The sequence below is a fragment of the Microbacterium aquimaris genome (assembly GCF_039531285.1).
GTDB lineage: Bacteria > Actinomycetota > Actinomycetes > Actinomycetales > Microbacteriaceae > Microbacterium > Microbacterium aquimaris.
The window spans coordinates 836,887-854,909 of the sequence record NZ_BAAAPT010000002.1 but is presented as its reverse complement, the minus strand read 5'-3'; the positions used below and the strand labels follow the sequence as shown (position 1 = coordinate 854,909).

Here is an 18,023-nt window from a genome sequence, read left to right as displayed (position 1 = left end):
CCAGCGTCGACCCAGTCGCGGCCGGTAGATTGACGCGGGTGACCTCCACGCCGTACGCACCCGTGACCGACGCCGAACTCCGTGTGTTGCGCACCCAGCTCGGTCGCCCGGCGCGCGGCGCGGTGGGGATCGCCGCGCGGTGCGCGTGCGGCAACCCCACCGTCGTCGCCACCTCCCCCCGCCTCGGCGACGGCACGCCCTTCCCCACGTTCTATTACCTGACGCACCCGGCGGCGACCGCGGCGATGTCGGCGTTGGAGGCGACCCAGGTGATGGTGGAGTACAACGACCTCCTCGCCGAAGACGATGCGGTGGCGGCCGCGTACCGGCGCGCCCACGAGTCGTTCTTGGCCGACCGTGCCCCGTACGGTGATGTGCCCGAGATCGAGGGCGTCTCCTCCGGAGGCATGCCCACACGGGTGAAGTGCCTGCACGCGCTCGCCGCGCACAGTCTCGCGGCCGGGCCCGGTGTGAATCCGATCGGCGACCTGGCCCTGGAGCGCGGCGACTGGTCACCACGGGTGTGCGTGTGCGTCGACCCGGGAGCCGCGACGACATGAGACGTCTGGTCACCGCCGTCGCGGCCGCGCTGCTCGGCGCGACGTTCCTGACCGGAGCGACCGTCAGTCCCGATCCGGTCGAAGCCGACACCCCCGACGACCTGATCGACCCCGTCCGCGGGCTCGAGTATTGGCTCGACGACTACGGCATCTCGGAGGCATGGGAGACCACCCGCGGCGCCGGCGTGACGATCGCCGTGATCGACACCGGGATCGCGCGGGGACCGGTCGAACTCGACCCCGCGGTCATCGGGGGGACGGATGTCTCCGGCCTCGGATCGGCGGACGGGCGCACACCGGTGGGCGCGGTCGACGCCAGCCACGGCAGCTGGGTCGCCTCCCTCGCCGCCGCGCGCGGGACGGGCCCGGACTCCGGGATGATCGGGGTCGCGCCGGAGGCCGACCTGCTGTCGGTGTCGGTCGGTTTCGGCGCCTCAGCCGCCGTGCCGTTCGTGGAGCAGGTCGCCGAAGGGATCCGGTGGTCCGTGGACAACGGCGCCGACATCATCAACCTGTCGTTCACGACGAACACCACCGACTGGGACCCGAGTTGGGACAGCGCGTTCCAGTACGCGTTCGACAACGACGTCGTCGTCGTCGTCGCCGCCGGCAACCGGGGAAGCGGCACCTCGACCGTCGGCGCCCCCGCGACCATCCCCGGCGTGCTCACCGTCGCCGGTGTCGACCCCGACGGCACGGCGAGCGTCGAAGCATCCACCCAGGGAATCACCCTCGGCGTCTCGGCGCCCAGCGAAAAGCTCCTCGGGGTCTCCGCGGACGGGGCCGTGGTGCAGTGGGACGGCACCAGCGGTGCCGCGCCGATCGTCGCGGGTGTCGCCGCGCTGGTGCGTTCGGCCCACCCCGACCTCGATGCGAACAACGTCATCAACCGCGTCATCCAGACCGCCACCCCCGCCAAAGGCTCCAGCGTGTTGTACGGGTACGGACTCGTCGACGCCGAACGGGCCGTCAACGCCAGTGTGCCGATGGTGTCGAGCAATCCCATGGGCAGCCTGGAGGAGTGGATCCGGATCTACCGCCGAGCCGAAGCCGGCCCGGTCGCCCAGCCCAGCGCGGAACCTGTGGAGATCGAGGCCCTGCCGCCGGCGGCGTCCCTCACGCGCGATGATTCGCCTCTGCTGCCCACGCGTGAGACCCTGCTGTACGGGACGGTACCGCTCGTGATGGTCACCGGCGCCGCTATACTGGTGGCGCTCGGCGTCACCGCTGCTGTCCGACGCATCCGATCGGCGTCCCGAACGCCCAGCCGCTGACACAGGGAGTACCCCACTCGTGACCAACACCGTGCCCAAGATCCTCATCGTCGGTGGCGGCTACGCAGGCTTCTACACGGCCTGGAAGCTCGAGAAGACCCTGCGCAAGGGTGAAGCAGAGGTCACGATCGTCGACCCGCTTCCCTACATGACCTACCAGCCGTTCCTGCCGGAGGTCGCCGCCGGGTCGATCGAGGCACGCCACTCCGTGGTGTCGCTGCGCCGCCACCTCAAGCGCACCCGCATCCTGACCGGGAAGATCACCGGCATCGATCACGCGAACCGCTCCGCGACGGTCACCCCCGACGTCGGTGAGCCGTTCACCGAGACCTACGACCAGATCGTGGTGACCGCCGGTGCCGTGTCACGGACCTTCCCGATCCCGGGCATCGCCGACAACGCGATCGGCCTGAAGACCATCGAAGAGGCCGTCGCGATCCGCGACCAGCTGCTGGACAACTTCGACAAGGCGGCCATGCTGCCCGCCGGGCCCGAGCGCGACCGACTGCTGACCGTCGTCGTGGTCGGAGGCGGGTTCGCGGGCATCGAGGTGTTCGCCGAACTGCGCTCGTTCGCCTCCTCGTTGCTGGGGAAGTACCCGAACATCACGTTCGAGGACACACACTTCCACCTCATCGAGGCGATGGGGCGCATCATGCCCGAGGTGTCGTTGCCCACCAGCGAGTGGGTGCTCAAGGACCTCGCCAAGCGCGGTGCACACGTGCACCTCGACACCCAGGTCAAGGGCGCCATCGACGGCAACGTCGAGCTGTCCACCGGTGAGACGCTCCCGTCGGACCTGATCATCTGGACCGCCGGCGTCATGGCCAACCCCACCGTCGTGCGGGGCAGCGACCTTCCGGTCGAGGAGCGCGGGCGCATCCGCACGCGGGCCGATCTCCGGGTGGGAACCGACGAGGAGATCGTCGAGGGGGCCTGGGCCGCCGGTGACGTCTCGGCCGTTCCGGACCTGTCCGGTGGCGGCGTGGGCGGCATGTGCGTGCCGAACGCACAGCACGCCGTGCGACAGGGGAAGCTGCTGGCCAAGAACATCACCGCGGTGCTGCGTGGCGAGGAACCCAAGGAATACTTCCACAAGAACCTCGGCGCCGTCGCCGGCCTGGGGCTCTACAACGGTGTCTTCCAGTCGGGCAAGATCGCCCTGAAGGGCTTCGTCGCGTGGCTGGCACACCGCGGCTACCACGGCCTGGCGATGCCCACGTGGGAGCGCAAGTTCCGCGTGCTGTGGGGCTGGTGGAACAACCTGTGGTTGGGCCGCGACATCGTGAGCCTGTCCAGCGTGCAGAACCCCCGCTACGTGTTCGAGGAGTTCGCGGCCCGGCCGCGTCCGGCCGAGCCGGAGAAGAAGGGCGACGCCGACACGGAGAAGGCCGCCGCGCGCTGACCGGTAGCGTGGCGGGTGCCACGGCGCCCCCGTAGCCCAACCGGCAGAGGCAGGCGACTTAAAATCGCTTCAGTCTGGGTTCGAATCCCAGCGGGGGCACATGATCGAGTTGCTCTCGCGCGAATCGGCGGCACAGTCATGGCGTGATCCTGCGGCGTACTGGGGCGCAATCGCCCACGCGGTCGCCGAGGTGAGCGGGCCGTGTGCCGTGATCGAGGTGGACGCGCTGCGCCACAACGCGCTCGACATGCTCGTGCGCGCGGCAGGCGTGCCCATCCGCGTCGCGAGCAAGTCCGTGCGGGTACGCGGTGTACTCGAGTCGACGCTGGCCCTGCCCGGCTATGCAGGTGTCCTCGCCTACACCCTCCCGGAGGCGTTGTGGCTCGCCCGGACGCACGAGGACGTCGTGGTCGGATACCCCTCGGCGGACCGGGACGCCCTCGCGCGGCTCGCCGGCGACGAACGCTCCGCGACGCGCGTGACCCTCATGGTCGACGATCTCGCGCAGCTCGACCTGCTCGACCACGTCGCGCCTTCGCGGGGGCGCGCCGAGGTGCGCGTGGCCATCGACGCCGACGCCTCGTGGCGATCGGCTGCGCTCGGGCATGTCGGCGTGCGCCGCTCGCCGCTGTTCGAGGCCTCCGACGTGACACGTCTGGCACGGGCGATCGTCGCCCGTCCGGGAATCCGGCTCGTGGGCCTCATGATGTACGAGGCCCAGATCGCGGGGCAACCCGATGCCGTCGGCCCGGAGGCACCGATGATGCGGTGGATGAAGAGGCGCTCCCGCGAGGAGCTCCACGACCGTCGAGCCCGGATCGTGGCCGCGCTGCGGGAGATCGCGTCCCTCGAGTTCGTCAACGGGGGCGGGACCGGCTCGCTCGAATCGACCGCCGCGGATCCGTCGGTGACAGAGGTGACCGCCGGCAGCGGACTTCTCGCCGGTCACCTGTTCGACGGGTACCGCGGGTTCGACCCGGCCCCCGCCTCCGCTTTCGGGCTGGAGGTGGTCCGTCGTCCCTCCGACGACATCGCCACCGTCCTCGGCGGCGGCTGGATCGCCTCCGGCCCGGCGCGGGCGTCCCGTCAGCCGAGACCGGTGTGGCCGGCGGGACTGAAGACCGTGGCACGGGAGGGCTCCGGAGAGGTGCAGACTCCGCTCCGGGGCGCGGCGGCCCGCACGGTGAGCGTCGGGGACCGGGTGTGGTTCCGGCATGCCAAGAGCGGGGAGACAGCCGAGCACGTCGACCGCTACGCGCTCGTCGCGGACGGGGTGGTCATCGGCGAGGAGCCGACCTATCGAGGTGAAGGGAAGGCGTTCCTGTGACACGGCCGGGTGCGATGTGGCACAACTGGGCGCGGTCGGCTTCGGTGCGCCCGCAGCGGATGGAGTTCCCGCGCAGTGTCGGCGCGGTCGCACGCGCGGTCGCCGCCGCCCGGGAGCAGGGCCTGTCCGTCAAAGCCGTGGGCGCAGGTCACAGCTTCACCGGTATCGCCGTCGCACCGGGGGTACTCCTGGATCTGACGGATCTGACGGGCCTGGTGCGCGTCGACCGTGAGCGGGGGCGTGCGACCTTCCTCGCCGGTACCCGGCTGCACCAGATCCCGAAGCTTCTGGCTCCCTACGGGCTCGCGATGGAGAACCTCGGGGACATCGACCGCCAATCGATCTCAGGCGCCATCTCGACGGGGACCCACGGCACCGGCGTGCGGTTCGGTGGACTGGCCACCCAGGTCGTCGGGGCGTCCCTCATCGTCGGCGACGGCGAGATGCTGCAGGTGACCGAGCACGAGGACCCCGATCTCCTGCCCGCCGTCGCACTCGGGCTGGGGGCCCTCGGCGTCCTCGTGGAGGTCACCATCCAGTGCGTGCCCGCTTTCCAGCTGCACGCCGTCGAACGTCCCGAACCGCTCGATGACGTCCGTGAGCACCTGCATCGGCGGGCGGAGGAGGCCGACCACTTCGAGTTCTACTGGTTCCCGCACACCGACAAGGCGATGACCAAGACGAACACGCGTCTTCCGGAGAGCGCGCCCCGTGCACCGCTGGGCGTCCTCGGTGCATGGGTCGACGACACGGTGGTGGGGGGTGTGCTGCACAAGGCCGCGTGCGGCGTCGCGAAGGCCGTGCCGCAGACCGTCCCGACGATCGCCCGGACCTCGGTGACACTGTGGGGGGATCGGGAGTTCACCGATGCCTCGCATCGCGTGTTCGCGACCTCGCGCTCGGTGCGCTTCCGTGAGATGGAGTACGCCCTGCCGGTCGAATCCGCGCTCCCGGCGTTCGACCGGTTGCGCGCGCTCATCGACGAACGGGGATGGGCGATCTCCTTCCCCCTCGAGGTGCGATTCGCCGCGGCCGACGACCGCTGGCTCTCGACCGCCCACGGGAGGGATTCGGCGTACATCGCCGTGCACCGCTATTGGCGCGAGGACCCGTCCGAGTACTTCGAAGCGGTGGAGCAGATCATGCTCTCCTACGGCGGGCGCCCCCACTGGGGGAAGATGCACACGCTCGATGCCCCTCAGCTGCGGGATCTCTACCCGCGCTTCGACGACTTCCTCGCCCTGCGCGAGCGGCTCGACCCCGATCGGCTGTTCGGCAACAGATACCTTTCGCGCGTGCTCGGCGAGTGAACGGGACCCTCAATAGATCAGCACCGGTTTGACGGTGACGCCGCGCGCGGCGTCGTCCAGGGCCCGGTCGATCGATGTGAACGGATACCTCCGGATCAGGCGGTCGAACGGGAACCGCCCCTGTCTCCAGAGATCGATGAGCGCCGGAATGAGCAGCTGGGGGACCGAACTGCCTTGACTGACCGTCCGGACCGTCCATCCCTTGCCCAAGGACGCGCCGACCTCCAGCGGGACTTCGGTGTCTGCCGGCGATGACCCGACCTCGACGGCCATGCCGCCGATCGCGAGGCTGTCGCATGCGGTGCGCAGTGTGGTGGGGCGGGCGGTGGTGTCCAGCGCGAAATCGACTCCGCGTCCTCCGGTGATCTCGGTCACGCGGCGGGCGAGATCAGGGTCGGCGCCGTCGAGGGTATGGGTCGCGCCGAGCTCAGCGGCCAGTTCCCGTCGCTCGGGGACGATGTCGATCGCGATGATCCGTGTCGCCCCGGTCGAGCGCGCCGCCATCACCGCGGCCGCCCCCACCGCCCCCACCCCGAAAACGACCAGCGAGGCCCCGGGCCCGGGCCGGAAGACGGTGAACACCGTTCCCGCCCCGGTGTGGATCCCGCATCCCAGCGGAGCGAGCATCGTCAGGTCCTCCTCGCGGGGAACCGGCACCAGACTTCGCTCCGATACGTTCGCGTGTTCGCTGAAGGACGATTGGCCGAAGAACGTCGAGCCGATCTCGCGCCCGTCAGCGGTGAACGCCGTGGTCCCGTCCTCGCGACGAGCAGCGAAGTTCCGCTGCCAGAACTGCTCGCAGTATGACTGACGGCCGGTCAGGCAGGTGCGGCACGAACCGCAGGAGTTCGCGGAGAGGACGACGTGGTCGCCCACTCCCACCCGCGACACGCTGCGACCTACCTCCTCGACGATGCCGGCCCCCTCGTGTCCGAGGACCGCGGGAAGAGGCGTGGGGATGACCCCGTCGCGCACCGCCGCATCGGTGTGGCACACCCCGGTCGCCACCATCCGCACGCGGACCTCGGAGGCGCGCGGGGCATCCAGCGACACCGTGTCGATGCGGAACGGGGTGCGGGCGGCGACCGCGATCGCCGCGCGGGTCCTCAACGCGGAACCCCCCGCGACGTGGCGAGGACGGTCGGTCGGGGGGATGGTCGGCATGGCGCTCCGGGGTCTGTGCTCGAATTCTAGGCGACCACGCCGCGGTGGCGAGCCCGGAGGGTGCTGAGAGTGTGGGGTCCGGGCGTGGCGGTGCCGGCGACGCTGGATAGGATGGGCGCATGTGGGAATGGCTTATCCCGGTCCTCATCGTCGTCGCAATCGTCGTCATCGCCGGAATCTACCTGTGGGCGACCTACAACTCGCTCGTGCAGTTGAACGTGCGCGTCGACGAGGCATGGAGCGACATCACGGTGCAACTGAAGCGTCGCGCCGACCTTCTGCCGAACCTCATCGAGGCGGTGAAAGGATACGCCGCACACGAGAAGGCCGTGTTCGAGAACGTCACGCGCGCTCGCGCCGAGACACTCAACGTCGCCGGCCCCGCGGAAGCGGGAGTCGCCGAGGGGCATATGCAACAGGCGCTGAAGTCGATCTTCGCCGTCGCCGAGGCCTACCCTCAACTGCAGGCCAGCCAGAACTTCCTGCAATTGCAGCAGTCGATCGTCGACACCGAGGACAAGATCCAGGCCTCGCGCCGGTTCTACAACGGCGGCGTGCGCGAGCTGAACACGAAGATCAAGGTCTTCCCCAACAACCTCTTCGCGAAGAACCTCGGCTTCAGTGAGCGGGACTTCTTCGAGGTCGTGGACGGCGCGGCGATCTCCGAGCCGCCTCGCGTACAGTTCTGACGCGACCCGGACCGACATCCGGCTGAGGTGTCGACACGGGTGATCTCGAGGACGGGGAGTCACCGTGTACAGTGCGATCGCGCGGAACAAGCGCAACACCTGGTTCATCCTGATCGGTTTCGTGCTCGTGCTCGGTGCGATCGGGTGGCTGGCGGGGTGGCTGCTCGGGAACAACTGGTTCGTCACCGGTTTCATCCTCATCTTCGCGGCCGGGTACGCCACCGTGCAGTACTTCTTCGCCGACCGTGAGGCATTGGCGATGGCAGGCGCCGTGGAGGTGTCCAAACAGGAGGCGCCGCGGTACCACCGCCTCGTGGAGAACCTCTGCATCACGACCGGCACACCGATGCCGACCCTGTACGTCGTGGAGGATCCCGCACCCAACGCCTTCGCGACCGGTCGCAAGCCCGAGGAAGCGGCGATCACCGTGACGACCGGGCTGTTCGAGATGATGACCGACCGTGAGCTGGAGGGCGTGCTCGGCCACGAACTCGGGCACATCCGCAACTACGACATCCGGGTGTCGCTGATCGTGTTCGGTCTGGTCGTCGCGGTGGGGATCCTCGCCGACATCATGCTTCGTGCCGCTTTCTTCGGGGGGATGCGGCGCGGCGGGGGCAACAACGGGCAGGCTCAGCTCCTGTTCCTGCTGTTCGGCATCGTCGCGGCCATCGTCGCGCCCCTGTTGGCCGGTGTGGTGCAGGCCGCGATCTCGCGTCAGCGCGAGTACCTCGCCGACGCGACCGGTGCTCTGACCACGCGCGACCCGGACGGGCTCGCCTCGGCACTGGCGAAGCTCGAGCGGTACGGCAAGCCGTTGCGCCGGGAGAATACGTCGATGGCGCACCTGTGGTTCGCCAACCCGCTGGCACCGAAGGCGTTCGCGAAGCTGTTCGCGACCCACCCGCCGATCCCCGATCGCATCGAACGCCTCCACGACATCGGCGGCTCGTTCTGAGCGGTCAGAACACGCTGATCACGGCGCGCGTGTCCTCGAAGGAGAGCGTTCCGCGCAGGGACCAGTCCTCGGCGCGGTAGGTCCGTTCCCCGTCGCCACCGTCGCGCGGGTTGCCGCGCACGGTCGCCACGACGACGCCGTCCGAGGCGTAGACGGCGTCGCCGAGCGAGAATTCCTGGACGGTCGGATAGACATCGACACGGTAGGTGATCGTCTCGACGGAATCGAAGTCGGCCGGCCAAGGCACATCGAATCCGCACGCGGCCGGGACGGCATCCGCGCGCGCGGTGCAGTCGTCGGCGTACGCCTCGATCGCCGACTGCACCGTCGCGACGGCGTCGTCGGCCAGCGCCGCATCCAGCGCCACCACGACGGTCTCCTGCGAACTGACCGCGACGTCGTCGGCGCCGGTGAGCACCTCGGCAGGCAACGGCGCGAGCGGGTACCGGGCGGGAAGGAGCGGGAGTGAGGCCCCGTCGGAGATGCTCGTGCCCCCGACCTGAACGGCATCACCGGGTGAGGTCGATGCGGTCAGCTCGCCGAGGTCGTCGATGACCACGTGGGCACCGTCGTCTTGCGAGAGCACGGTGAAGGGGATCTGCCTGCGCGTGTCGCCGAAGACGGCCGAGGCCTCGACGGTGGCTCGGCCGGCCCGGCTCGTGTCGATCGCCTCGACACGTGCATCGGTGACCGACCGCGCTCCGGAGAACGCCTCCGCGGCACCCTCCGGCAGAGGATCGCGCCGGAGGGCCTGAATCTGCGCGACGTCGCCGCGCTCGAGTGCCGAGAGGTAGCCCTCGGCGGTCTCCCGCGCCGTCGGCTCGCCGCGGGCCGCGAGCGACCACCAGGCCGCGGCGATCACTGCCGCGACGGTCAGCAGGCCGACCCCGGCGAGGAGGACTCGACGACTCACGAGGCCACCGCGAATCCCTCGGGGGAGGGCGGCCCGTCGATCGGGGCGGCTGTGCCGTGCGGGCTCGACGGCCCGGCATCGTGTCGCGCGGCGTCGCCGAGCGCACCGGCCAGATCGTCGGTCGCGTCGCCCCAGTGGGAGACCGACACCGAGTCGAGCCCCTGCCACGCCGCCGCCGCGCGTAGTCGCTCGGCGACGCGCTCGGCGGCATCCGGAGGAGCCCCGGGCTCCCACCACGCCGACTGCACGAGCAGCCGACCACGGGTGCGGTCGGCCTTGAGGTCGGTGCGCCCCACGACGTCGTCTCCGACCACGATCGGAAGCGAGTAGTAGCCGTACCGACGTCGTGCGGCGGGGGTGTAGATCTCGATGCGGTACTCGAAGTCGAAGAGCCGCGCGGCCCGCTCCCGGAACCACACGACCGGGTCGAACGGGGTGAGGATCGCGGCCGTGTCGATCCGACGGGGGAGGCGGGCCGAGCGATGCACCCACGCCGGTGCCGGGCGCCCGCCGACACGCCATCCCTCGACGGCGACGGGGGAGAGTTCGCCGGCGTCGACGAGGTCGTGCACCGCTGTCAGGACGGCTCTGCGGTCCCGGATCCGCCAGTAATCGGCGAGGTCGGATGCGGTCGCGACGCCGTACGCGGCCGCGGCGCGTGAGACGAGTTCGCGGATCGCCTCCTCGCGCGGGACCGGCACGCGTGCGGCGTCGGGGATCACCTGTGAGGCCAATCCGTACCGTCGTTCGAACCCTCGCCGACCGGCGATCGCCACCTCGCCGTACAGCCACAGATACTCCAGCGCCGACTTGACCTCGTCCCAGTCCCACCAGGGACCGCGCGACGAGCGTCGGGCGTCCCGTTCGATCTGCGCGGGACGCAACGGTCCGCGGGAGGCCAACTCGTCGCGCACCCACGCGACGGTGTCCGCGTGGCGTCGCGTCCAGCCCTCCGGGGCATCATGACGGCGCCTCATCTCCTGCATCCGGAAGTCGAACAGGCCCCAGTCCGCAGCCGGGATGAAGGCGGCCACATGGGCCCAATACTCGACGAACGACCGCTTGCCGGTGAACAGCAGACGGTCCAGCCCGGCGGTGTCGTACGCGCCGAGGCGCGAGAACAGCGGCATGTAGTGCGACCGGGCGAACACATTGACCGAGTCGATCTGCAGGGTCCGCAGGCGCCGGATCGTCGCCGCGAGCGCACGGGTGCCCGCACTCCCGTCGATCGGCGGCGTGCCGAAGCCCTGGGCGGCCAATGCGACGCGCCGCGCCTCCACCGTGCTCAGGGTCGCCTTCACGCGGTCAGCCTAGCGGGGCCCGACCTCGAGCCGGGGACCTCCTAGACTGGCATGATGAACGGTCCTGACGACACGTCCCGTGGCTCGTTCTTCTCCGCACTCCGCGACCGTACGCGCATCGTCTCGGGAGAGATGAGCGGACAGGTGCCCCGGGGGCTGCGGCTGACGGCCGAGTACGCGTGGCGCTTCCTGTTGATCGCCGCCGCCGTCGGTGTCCTCATCTGGCTGATCATCCAGCTGAAGCTCCTGATCATCCCCCTCATGGTCGCCATCCTCGTCACGGCGCTGCTGTGGCCGTTCTTCGCGTGGATGATCCGGCACCGGTTCCCGCGGTGGGTGGCGATCGTCCTGTCCCTGCTGGGAACGTTGGCGGTGGTCGCCGGACTGGTGTGGCTGGTCACGTGGCAGATATCCGCCGAATGGCCTTCCGTGCAAGTTCGCACGGTCGAGGCGGCGGCGGAGTTCCGGGACTATCTCGTGCAGGGGCCGTTGCACCTCACCGAAGAGCAGATCGACGATCTCCTGGGGCAGGCCGGGACATTGCTGCAACAGCAGGCGGAGCTGCTGTGGTCCGGAGCCCTCGCGATCGGCACCACCCTCGGCCACGTGGTCACGGGTGCATTCCTGGCCGTCTTCATCCTCATCACGCTGCTCGCCGACGGCGCCGGCATCTGGCGGTGGACCGTCAAACTGTTCCCCACGCGTGCGCGGGCGGCCGTGGACGGCGCCGCCAAGGCGGGCTGGGTGACCGTCATCAACTACGCCCGGACCCAGTTGCTGGTCGCCACGATCGATGCGATCGGCATCGGATTGGGTGCGGCTCTGCTGGGTGTGCCGTTGGCGATCCCCATCGGCGTGTTGGTCTTCCTCGGCGCGTTCATCCCGTTCGTGGGCGCCGTCATCACCGGCGCGCTCGCGGTGTTCCTCGCCCTCGTGTACAGCGGGCCCTGGATCGCACTGTGGATGCTCGTGGTGGTGTTGGGGGTCCAGCAACTCGAAGGCCATGTCCTCCAGCCGTTGCTGATGGGTTCGGCGGTCAAGGTGCACCCGCTCGCGGTCGTGCTCGTCGTCGCCGGCGGTGCGATGGTCGCGGGCATCCCGGGCGCGCTGTTCGCGGTTCCGCTGGCGGCCTTCGTCAACGTCGTCGCCGTCTATCTCAGCGAACGCGCCTGGGAGACCGGCGCCGACCCGCGAACCACCGCGGATCTGATCTGGACCACCGTCCCGAGAACCAGGAGGACGCGCGCGTGAGCGCACCCACCATCGAAGAGTTCACCGATGCCGCCCGCACACTGGCCGGCGTCATCGCCCGAACCCCGACCGACCGCTCGCAGTTCCTCTCCGACCTGCTCGGAGTGCCCGTGCACCTCAAGCTCGAGAATCTGCAGCGCACCGGGTCGTTCAAGATCCGCGGAGCGACCTATCGGCTCTCGCGGCTGAGCGAGGCCGAACGGGAGCGCGGTGTCGTCGCCGCCTCCGCGGGCAATCACGCGCAGGGTGTCGCCCTGGCGGCGCAGACACTCGGGATCCCCGCGACGATCTTCATGCCGTTGGGCGTTCCGGTGCCCAAATTGTTGGCCACGCGAGGGTACGGTGCCGACGTCGTCCTCGAAGGTGCCACGGTCGAGACCCCACTGCGACTGGCCGCCGAATACGCCGATCGCACCGGCGCCGTACTCATCCACCCGTTCGACCACCGCGACGTGATCGTCGGACAGGGGACTCTGGGCATGGAGCTCTACGACGAGGTGCCCGAGGTGGAGACGGTGGTGCTGGGCATCGGCGGGGGTGGTCTGCTGGCCGGTGTCGCCGCCGCGGTCAAGGCGCGTGCCGCGGTCGAGGGCCGCCACGTGCGCATCATCGGTGTCCAGGCGGAGAATTCCGCCGCGTATCCTGCGTCGATGGCGGCGGGGGAACCGCTCGAGGTCGAGACGCGTCCGACGATCGCCGACGGCATCGCGGTGGCCCGTCCCGGCGATCTCCCGTTCGAGATCATCCACGACCTCGTCGACGAGGTCGTCACCGTGACCGAGGATGACATCGCCCGCGCCCTGCTGGTGCTGCTCGAGCGTGCCAAGCAGGTGGTCGAGCCCGCGGGCGCGGTGGGGGTCGCAGCGATCCTCGCCGGAAAGATCACCGCCACCGGCCCCACGGTGACCGTGCTGTCCGGCGGCAACATCGACCCGCTCCTGTTGCAGCGCGTGGTCGCGCACGGGCTCGCGGCCTCCGGCCGCTACATGAGCCTGCGCATCCCGCTGCCGGACCGTCCCGGCCAGCTCGCGAGGGTGTCGGAGCTACTCGCGCTCGCCGGCGCGAACGTCATCGAGGTGCTCCACACCCGGCACGGCCAGGGGCTGCAGATCTCCGAGGTGATCCTGCAGTTGAGCGTCGAGACCCGAGGCGCCGAACACCGCGCCCACGTGATCTCGACCTTGGAGCAGGCCGGGTTCACCGCGACGGTCGTCACCGACTGAGAACGACCGCGGGCCGCCTCGCGGCGTGTGTCACACGCGGAGAGACGGCCCGTCGTCGATGCGCCGCCGTCGGCGGCGGGAGGTCACTGCCCGTCGTAGGTTTCGACCTTGACGATCTCCACCGAGATGTCCTTGCCGTTGGGGGCGGTGTACGAGACCTTCTCGCCCTCCTTGCGGCCGATGATCGCCTCGCCCAGCGGCGAAACCTCGCTGTACACGTCGAGTTCGGTCCCGCCGGCGATCTCGCGGTTGCCCAGCAGGAAGGTCTCCTCGCCACCGGCGATGACGGCGGTGACGACCGTGCCCGGCTCGACGATGCCGTGGCTCTGGGGCGTGTCGCCGACCTTGGCGGACTTCAGCAGCGCCTGCAGCGTGCGGATGCGGGCCTCCTGCTTGCCCTGCTCGTCCTTGGCCGCGTGGTAGCCGCCGTTCTCCTTGAGGTCGCCCTCCTCGCGGGCCGCTTCGATGCGCTTGGCGATCTCCTCCCGTCCGGTGGTCGAGAGGTGCTCGAGTTCGGCGGTGAGCCGGTCGTGGGCCTCTTGCGTGAGGAACGTCACCTGGGCGTCGCTAGACACGTCAATCTCCTTCGGTTCGGATGGGCTCGTCGTGAGAATCCGGTGCGGATAACCGAAACGCCCCGGCATCGGCCGGGGCGTCAGTCGCCTGTGTCTCGAAAGACTATGTCACCCAGCACGAGTTGACAAAACCCGTCGTGGCCTCCGCGAGGGTCGGGATCACCTCGCGGACGGCGATCGTGTGCTGCGTCGATGCCGGGTACTCGACGATCTTCCATCCGACGACGCCGTGGTCGGGATCGCGCGCCTCCAGGGCGCATGCGATGTCGCGGCCGGCGGGTGCGGCCACCTGGAAGCTCAGCGACACCGAGTGCTCGTCGACGACGTCGAAGGCGACGGTCTCGACGTCCACGTCGTCGAGCACGTTGCTCACGGCGCCCCAGGCGATCGCGCCGGCCGCGACGGCTCCGACCCCGATCGCCAGGGTCGCCACGAGCCGTCGACGACGCGACGGTGTGCGACCGTACCGGTCGTCGAGTTCATCGGGGGTCGTCATCGGTGGTGCTCCGGAAGATTAGGCTGGAAGACCAGGCTATGCGCTTCGGCGCGGATCGGGGAAACATGCACGATGCGCTCGTCGTCCTGGCGACCGTGGCACCCAGGACCCTCTCGACCGAGGTCGTCGACCCTGATCTGGTGACCCCCGGCCCATGGGGCTTCCTCGTGTTCGCCCTGCTGGGAGTCGTGGTGATCCTTCTCATCACCGACATGATGCGCCGCATCCGTCGCGGCCGCATCCGCGCGGACATCGACGAGCAGCTCGACGCCGAAGAGGCCGCGCATGACCAGGAGGGGCGGTCGTCCTCGGATGAGGCGTCCGCGGGGGAGTCCGGAGAGCAGCCCGGGCGGTGAATCGGCGGTCGACTCACCCGGCGTGATAGGCGGGCTGCAGCGCGATCAGCAGGCACGCCGTCCAGTGGCACAGGAACGCCAGCACCGTGCACACATGGAAGATCTCGTGGAAACCGAAGTGCCCCGGCCACGGGTTCGGGCGCTTGAGCGCGTAGACGACTGCGCCGAACGTGTAGAGCAGGCCGCCCACGATGACGAGGATCATCATGGCGGGACTGGCGGCGAACAGATCCGCCATGTACATCACCGCGGCCCAACCCAACACCAGGTAGAGGGCGACGTAGAGCCATCGGGGGGCGTCGATCCAGAACACCCGGAACAGGATCCCGAGGATCGCGCCGCCCCATACCAGGGACAGCAGCAGCACCGCCTTCGGGGTGGGCAGGGCGAGCACCGCGATCGGCGTGTACGTTCCGGCGATCAGGAGCAGGATGTTCGCGTGGTCGATGCGCTTGAGCGTGGCGCGCATCTTCGGTTTCCAGTCGAAGCGGTGGTAAAGAGCGGAGTTGCCGAACAACAGCAGCGAGGTCGCCATGAACACCGCAGAGGACCACTTCGCCGGCGCGCCCTGCGCGAGCGCGATGAGAACGATGCCCGCGGCGATCGCGACGGGGAACGTCGCGGCGTGGATCCAACCCCGCCAGCTCGGCTTCAGCTCGGTCTGCGCGCTGACGGCGTTCGCTTCGAGCAGGGGGAGCTCGGGCATCTTGGCGCCCTCGTCGGACACGTTCATGCGCTCGCGGCGGGCCATGATCCGAGCGTACGCGTCGATGTATGCCACCGGGCGCACACGACCTCGCCCCGCGCGTCGGAAGCGTCGGCGGTAGGTTGGGGAGGTGACCGAGTTGAAGCAGGGCAGAGGACCGCTCTACCGCCTCTACATCGGGCGCCTCCGCCGCAGCCTCACGCCGGAGACGGTCCCGCACCACGTCGCCATGATGATCGACGGAAACCGCCGCTGGGCGCGTCAATTGGGATTCGAATCCGCAGCGCACGGCCATCGTGCCGGTGCCGCCAAGATGCGGGAGTTCCTGCGGTGGTGCGACGACATCGGCGTGAAGGTCGTCTCGCTCTATCTGCTCTCCAACGACAATCTCCGCAAGCGTGACTCGCAGGAGCTGTCCGACCTCGTGGAGATCATCGCGGAGCTGGCCGAGGAGTTGTCGCACGAGCGGGACTGGCGGGTGCAGCACGTCGGCAGATCCGACAATCTCCCCCAGGGGCTGGCCGCCGTCCTCGCGGACGCGCAGCGGCGCACGTCGGGTCACACCGGTCTGCATGTGAACCTCGCCGTCGGCTACGGCGGTCGCGGGGAGATCGTGGACGCGGTCCGCAGCCTCATCGCCGCCCACCACCGCCAGGGCGGGTCTTTGGAGGATCTGGCCGAGAGCCTCACACCGGAACAGATCGGCGAGCATCTCTACACCGGTGGCCAGCCCGACCCGGATCTGGTCATCCGGACCTCCGGCGAGCAGCGCCTCAGCGATTTCCTGCTGTGGCAGTCCGCGCACAGCGAGTTCTATTTCGTCGAGGCGCTCGGGCCCGACCTGCGCGAGGTCGACTTCCTTCGCGCGATGCGCGACTACGCCGAACGTGACCGCCGCTACGGCAGCTGACGCGGTCGCGTCACATCCGCGCATCCGGGAATTCACCGGCACGTAACGATCGATCCGCGTGTCGGGATGGCGCCTCGCGCCCGGCGGTCGTAGCTTCAAGGCATCGGGCAAGGCGCCTGATCGGGTCGGCCTCGAAGGATCGCGACTCGTGACCCACGGTCGACTCGAGATCCCGGGTACGGGACCCGGAGCGGGGAGTGGGTTGTGACCTCACGAGCACCACACAAGCAGCGCCGACAGGACGAGGGGATCGCGAGCATCGGGGAGACCTCCTCGGAAGAACGCGATCAGGCCCTTCGGACCTATGTGCTGGACACCTCGGTTCTGCTGAGCGATCCGCGTGCGATCTCACGCTTCGCCGAACACAACGTCGTCATCCCCGTGGTGGTGATCTCCGAACTCGAGGGGAAACGCCACGACCCCGAGATCGGATACTTCGCCCGTCAGGCATTGCGGCTCCTGGACGATCTGCGCACCGAGCACGGTCGCCTCGACTTCCCCCTCCCGATCGGCGAGGGCGGCACGCTGCGCGTCGAGCTGAACAACACCGACGCCTCCGTGCTCCCGTCGGGTATGCGCTTGGGTGACAACGACTCGCGCATCCTCGCGGTGGCGGCGCACCTGTCGCAGGACGGGAACGAGGTCGTGGTGGTCTCCAAGGACATGCCGATGCGCGTGAAGGCCGCCTCGCTCGGCATCAGCGCCGAGGAGTACCTCGCCGAGCAGGCCGTGGACTCCGGGTGGACGGGAATCGCCTCCATCGACGTGTCCGGCGATGACATCAGCGACCTCTACGAGAGTGAGGTCGCGGTCAGCGAAGAGGTCGTCGGCCTCCCGGTCAACACGGGTCTGATCATCCATTCCGAGCGGGGTTCTGCGCTGGGACGGGTCACCGGTGACGGCTCGTACCGGCTCGTGCGGGGCGACCGCGACATGTTCGGCCTCCACGGCCGGTCCGCCGAGCAGCGCATCGCGATCGACCTGCTGATGGACCCGGATGTCGGGATCGTCTCGCTGGGTGGGCGTGCCGGGACCGGGAAGTCGGCGCTGGCGCTGTGCGCCGGCCTGGAGTCGGTGCTGGAGCGACAGCAGCAGAAGAAGATCATCGTCTTCCGCCCGCTGTATGCCGTCGGCGGTCAGGAACTGGGTTACCTGCCCGGTGACCAGGGCGAGAAGATGAACCCGTGGGGTCAGGCGGTCTTCGACACGCTCGGTTCGATCGTCTCGAGCAACGTCTTCGACGAGGTGGTCGAGCGCGGCCTGCTCGAGGTGCTACCGCTGACCCACATCCGCGGGCGCTCGCTGCACGACGCGTTCGTGATCGTCGACGAGGCGCAATCGCTCGAGCGGAACGTCTTGCTGACGGTGCTGAGCCGCATCGGCCAGAACTCCCGCGTCGTTCTCACGCATGACGTCGGACAACGTGACAACCTACGCGTCGGCCGCCACGACGGTGTCGCGTCGGTGATCGAGACGCTCAAGGGACATGACCTGTTCGCGCACGTCACGCTGACGCGTTCGGAGCGTTCGGCGATCGCCGCGCTGGTCACCGAGCTGCTGGAGGTCGGCGAATTGTCGTGATCGGCGACGAGACAGCGGTGGGCC

At 69.3% G+C, this 18,023-nt stretch carries 18 protein-coding genes and 1 tRNA gene; 13 read left to right on the top strand and 6 right to left on the bottom strand.

Going from position 1 to position 18,023, the window contains the following annotated elements; translation table 11 throughout:
• The first annotated feature begins 38 nt into the window (after positions 1–38).
• The 6 genes from ABD204_RS13690 (at position 39) to ABD204_RS13665 (ending at position 5,876) form a co-directional block, all read left to right on the top strand.
• Positions 39–560: a DUF501 domain-containing protein gene (locus ABD204_RS13690; RefSeq protein WP_194424361.1), complete on the top strand. Its 522-nt coding sequence runs from the start codon at positions 39–41 to the stop codon at positions 558–560.
• Positions 557–1,834, top strand: a complete 1,278-nt coding sequence (locus ABD204_RS13685) for a S8 family serine peptidase (protein ID WP_194424362.1) — start codon at positions 557–559, stop codon at positions 1,832–1,834. Before ABD204_RS13690 ends, ABD204_RS13685 begins: the two co-directional genes overlap by 4 nt.
• Positions 1,835–1,865: 31 nt before the next feature.
• Positions 1,866–3,239 carry an NAD(P)/FAD-dependent oxidoreductase gene (locus ABD204_RS13680; RefSeq protein ID WP_194424984.1) on the top strand — a complete coding sequence of 458 codons (1,374 nt, stop codon included), beginning with the start codon at positions 1,866–1,868 and terminating at the stop codon, positions 3,237–3,239.
• A gap of 25 nt (positions 3,240–3,264) precedes the next feature.
• A tRNA-Leu gene (locus tag ABD204_RS13675) sits at positions 3,265–3,338 on the top strand.
• Position 3,339: 1 nt separating this feature from the next.
• The gene (locus ABD204_RS13670) at positions 3,340–4,566 is read left to right on the top strand and encodes an alanine racemase (RefSeq protein WP_194424363.1); all 1,227 of its coding nucleotides are present in this window, start codon (positions 3,340–3,342) and stop codon (positions 4,564–4,566) included.
• Positions 4,563–5,876 (top strand): D-arabinono-1,4-lactone oxidase, encoded by a 1,314-nt coding sequence (locus ABD204_RS13665; protein ID WP_194424364.1) that lies wholly within the window; start codon positions 4,563–4,565, stop codon positions 5,874–5,876. The genes ABD204_RS13670 and ABD204_RS13665 overlap by 4 nt, the downstream gene beginning before the upstream one ends.
• Positions 5,877–5,885: 9 nt before the next feature.
• Here ABD204_RS13665 and ABD204_RS13660 read toward each other — a convergent pair whose 3' ends face one another.
• On the bottom strand, positions 5,886–6,986 hold the full coding sequence (locus tag ABD204_RS13660; RefSeq protein ID WP_194424365.1) for an NAD(P)-dependent alcohol dehydrogenase: 1,101 nt from the start codon (positions 6,984–6,986) through the stop codon (positions 5,886–5,888).
• A gap of 173 nt (positions 6,987–7,159) precedes the next feature.
• Between ABD204_RS13660 and ABD204_RS13655 the strand changes: the two genes are divergently transcribed.
• Both ABD204_RS13655 and ABD204_RS13650 read left to right on the top strand, forming a co-directional pair.
• A complete protein-coding gene (locus ABD204_RS13655) occupies positions 7,160–7,729 on the top strand; it encodes a LemA family protein (protein WP_194424366.1) in 570 nt (189 codons plus the stop codon).
• A gap of 64 nt (positions 7,730–7,793) precedes the next feature.
• On the top strand, positions 7,794–8,687 hold the full coding sequence (locus ABD204_RS13650; protein WP_194424367.1) for a M48 family metalloprotease: 894 nt from the start codon (positions 7,794–7,796) through the stop codon (positions 8,685–8,687).
• 4 nt (positions 8,688–8,691) lie between these two features.
• Here ABD204_RS13650 and ABD204_RS13645 read toward each other — a convergent pair whose 3' ends face one another.
• On the bottom strand, positions 8,692–9,600 hold the full coding sequence (locus ABD204_RS13645) for a hypothetical protein (protein ID WP_194424368.1): 909 nt from the start codon (positions 9,598–9,600) through the stop codon (positions 8,692–8,694).
• The gene (locus ABD204_RS13640) at positions 9,597–10,901 is read right to left on the bottom strand and encodes a winged helix-turn-helix domain-containing protein (protein WP_194424369.1); all 1,305 of its coding nucleotides are present in this window, start codon (positions 10,899–10,901) and stop codon (positions 9,597–9,599) included. Before ABD204_RS13640 ends, ABD204_RS13645 begins: the two co-directional genes overlap by 4 nt.
• Before the next feature lie 54 nt (positions 10,902–10,955).
• Between ABD204_RS13640 and ABD204_RS13635 the strand changes: the two genes are divergently transcribed.
• Both ABD204_RS13635 and ilvA read left to right on the top strand, forming a co-directional pair.
• Complete coding sequence (locus tag ABD204_RS13635; protein WP_194424370.1) at positions 10,956–12,152, top strand: AI-2E family transporter; 1,197 nt, start codon at positions 10,956–10,958, stop codon at positions 12,150–12,152.
• Entirely contained in the window at positions 12,149–13,375 is a 1,227-nt protein-coding gene (gene ilvA, locus ABD204_RS13630; RefSeq protein WP_194424371.1) for a threonine ammonia-lyase, read from the top strand. The genes ABD204_RS13635 and ilvA overlap by 4 nt, the downstream gene beginning before the upstream one ends.
• Positions 13,376–13,458: 83 nt before the next feature.
• Here ilvA and greA read toward each other — a convergent pair whose 3' ends face one another.
• Complete coding sequence (gene greA / locus ABD204_RS13625) at positions 13,459–13,950, bottom strand: transcription elongation factor GreA (RefSeq protein WP_194424372.1); 492 nt, start codon at positions 13,948–13,950, stop codon at positions 13,459–13,461.
• Between the two features lie 103 nt (positions 13,951–14,053).
• Complete coding sequence (locus tag ABD204_RS13620) at positions 14,054–14,446, bottom strand: DUF4307 domain-containing protein (protein WP_194424373.1); 393 nt, start codon at positions 14,444–14,446, stop codon at positions 14,054–14,056.
• 65 nt (positions 14,447–14,511) lie between these two features.
• Between ABD204_RS13620 and ABD204_RS13615 the strand changes: the two genes are divergently transcribed.
• Positions 14,512–14,802 carry a hypothetical protein gene (locus ABD204_RS13615; RefSeq protein WP_194424374.1) on the top strand — a complete coding sequence of 97 codons (291 nt, stop codon included), beginning with the start codon at positions 14,512–14,514 and terminating at the stop codon, positions 14,800–14,802.
• 13 nt (positions 14,803–14,815) lie between these two features.
• Here the strand turns inward: ABD204_RS13615 and trhA are convergent, their stop codons facing one another.
• Complete coding sequence (gene trhA / locus ABD204_RS13610; RefSeq protein ID WP_194424985.1) at positions 14,816–15,508, bottom strand: PAQR family membrane homeostasis protein TrhA; 693 nt, start codon at positions 15,506–15,508, stop codon at positions 14,816–14,818.
• Positions 15,509–15,638: 130 nt separating this feature from the next.
• Here trhA and ABD204_RS13605 point away from each other — a divergent pair, with 130 nt between their 5' ends.
• Positions 15,639–16,418, top strand: coding sequence for an isoprenyl transferase (locus ABD204_RS13605; RefSeq protein ID WP_194424375.1), 780 nt, complete (start codon positions 15,639–15,641; stop codon positions 16,416–16,418).
• A 249-nt stretch (positions 16,419–16,667) separates the two neighbouring features.
• Complete coding sequence (phoH2, locus tag ABD204_RS13600) at positions 16,668–17,999, top strand: RNA 5'-3' helicase PhoH2 (protein ID WP_322597640.1); 1,332 nt, start codon at positions 16,668–16,670, stop codon at positions 17,997–17,999.
• The last annotated feature ends 24 nt before the right edge of the window (positions 18,000–18,023 follow it).

Bases quoted from the DNA above. Each gene is read 5' to 3' on its own strand.
- ABD204_RS13685 (WP_194424362.1), top strand. From the start codon at position 557: ATGAGACGTCTGGTCACCGCCGTCGCGGCCGCGCTGCTCGGCGCGACG.
- ABD204_RS13670 (WP_194424363.1), top strand. From the start codon at position 3,340: ATGATCGAGTTGCTCTCGCGCGAATCGGCGGCACAGTCATGGCGTGAT.
- ABD204_RS13655 (WP_194424366.1), top strand. From the start codon at position 7,160: ATGTGGGAATGGCTTATCCCGGTCCTCATCGTCGTCGCAATCGTCGTC.
- ABD204_RS13635 (WP_194424370.1), top strand. From the start codon at position 10,956: ATGAACGGTCCTGACGACACGTCCCGTGGCTCGTTCTTCTCCGCACTC.
- ABD204_RS13620 (WP_194424373.1), bottom strand. From the start codon at position 14,446: ATGACGACCCCCGATGAACTCGACGACCGGTACGGTCGCACACCGTCG.
- ABD204_RS13615 (WP_194424374.1), top strand. From the start codon at position 14,512: ATGCACGATGCGCTCGTCGTCCTGGCGACCGTGGCACCCAGGACCCTC.
- trhA (WP_194424985.1), bottom strand. From the start codon at position 15,508: ATGCCCGAGCTCCCCCTGCTCGAAGCGAACGCCGTCAGCGCGCAGACC.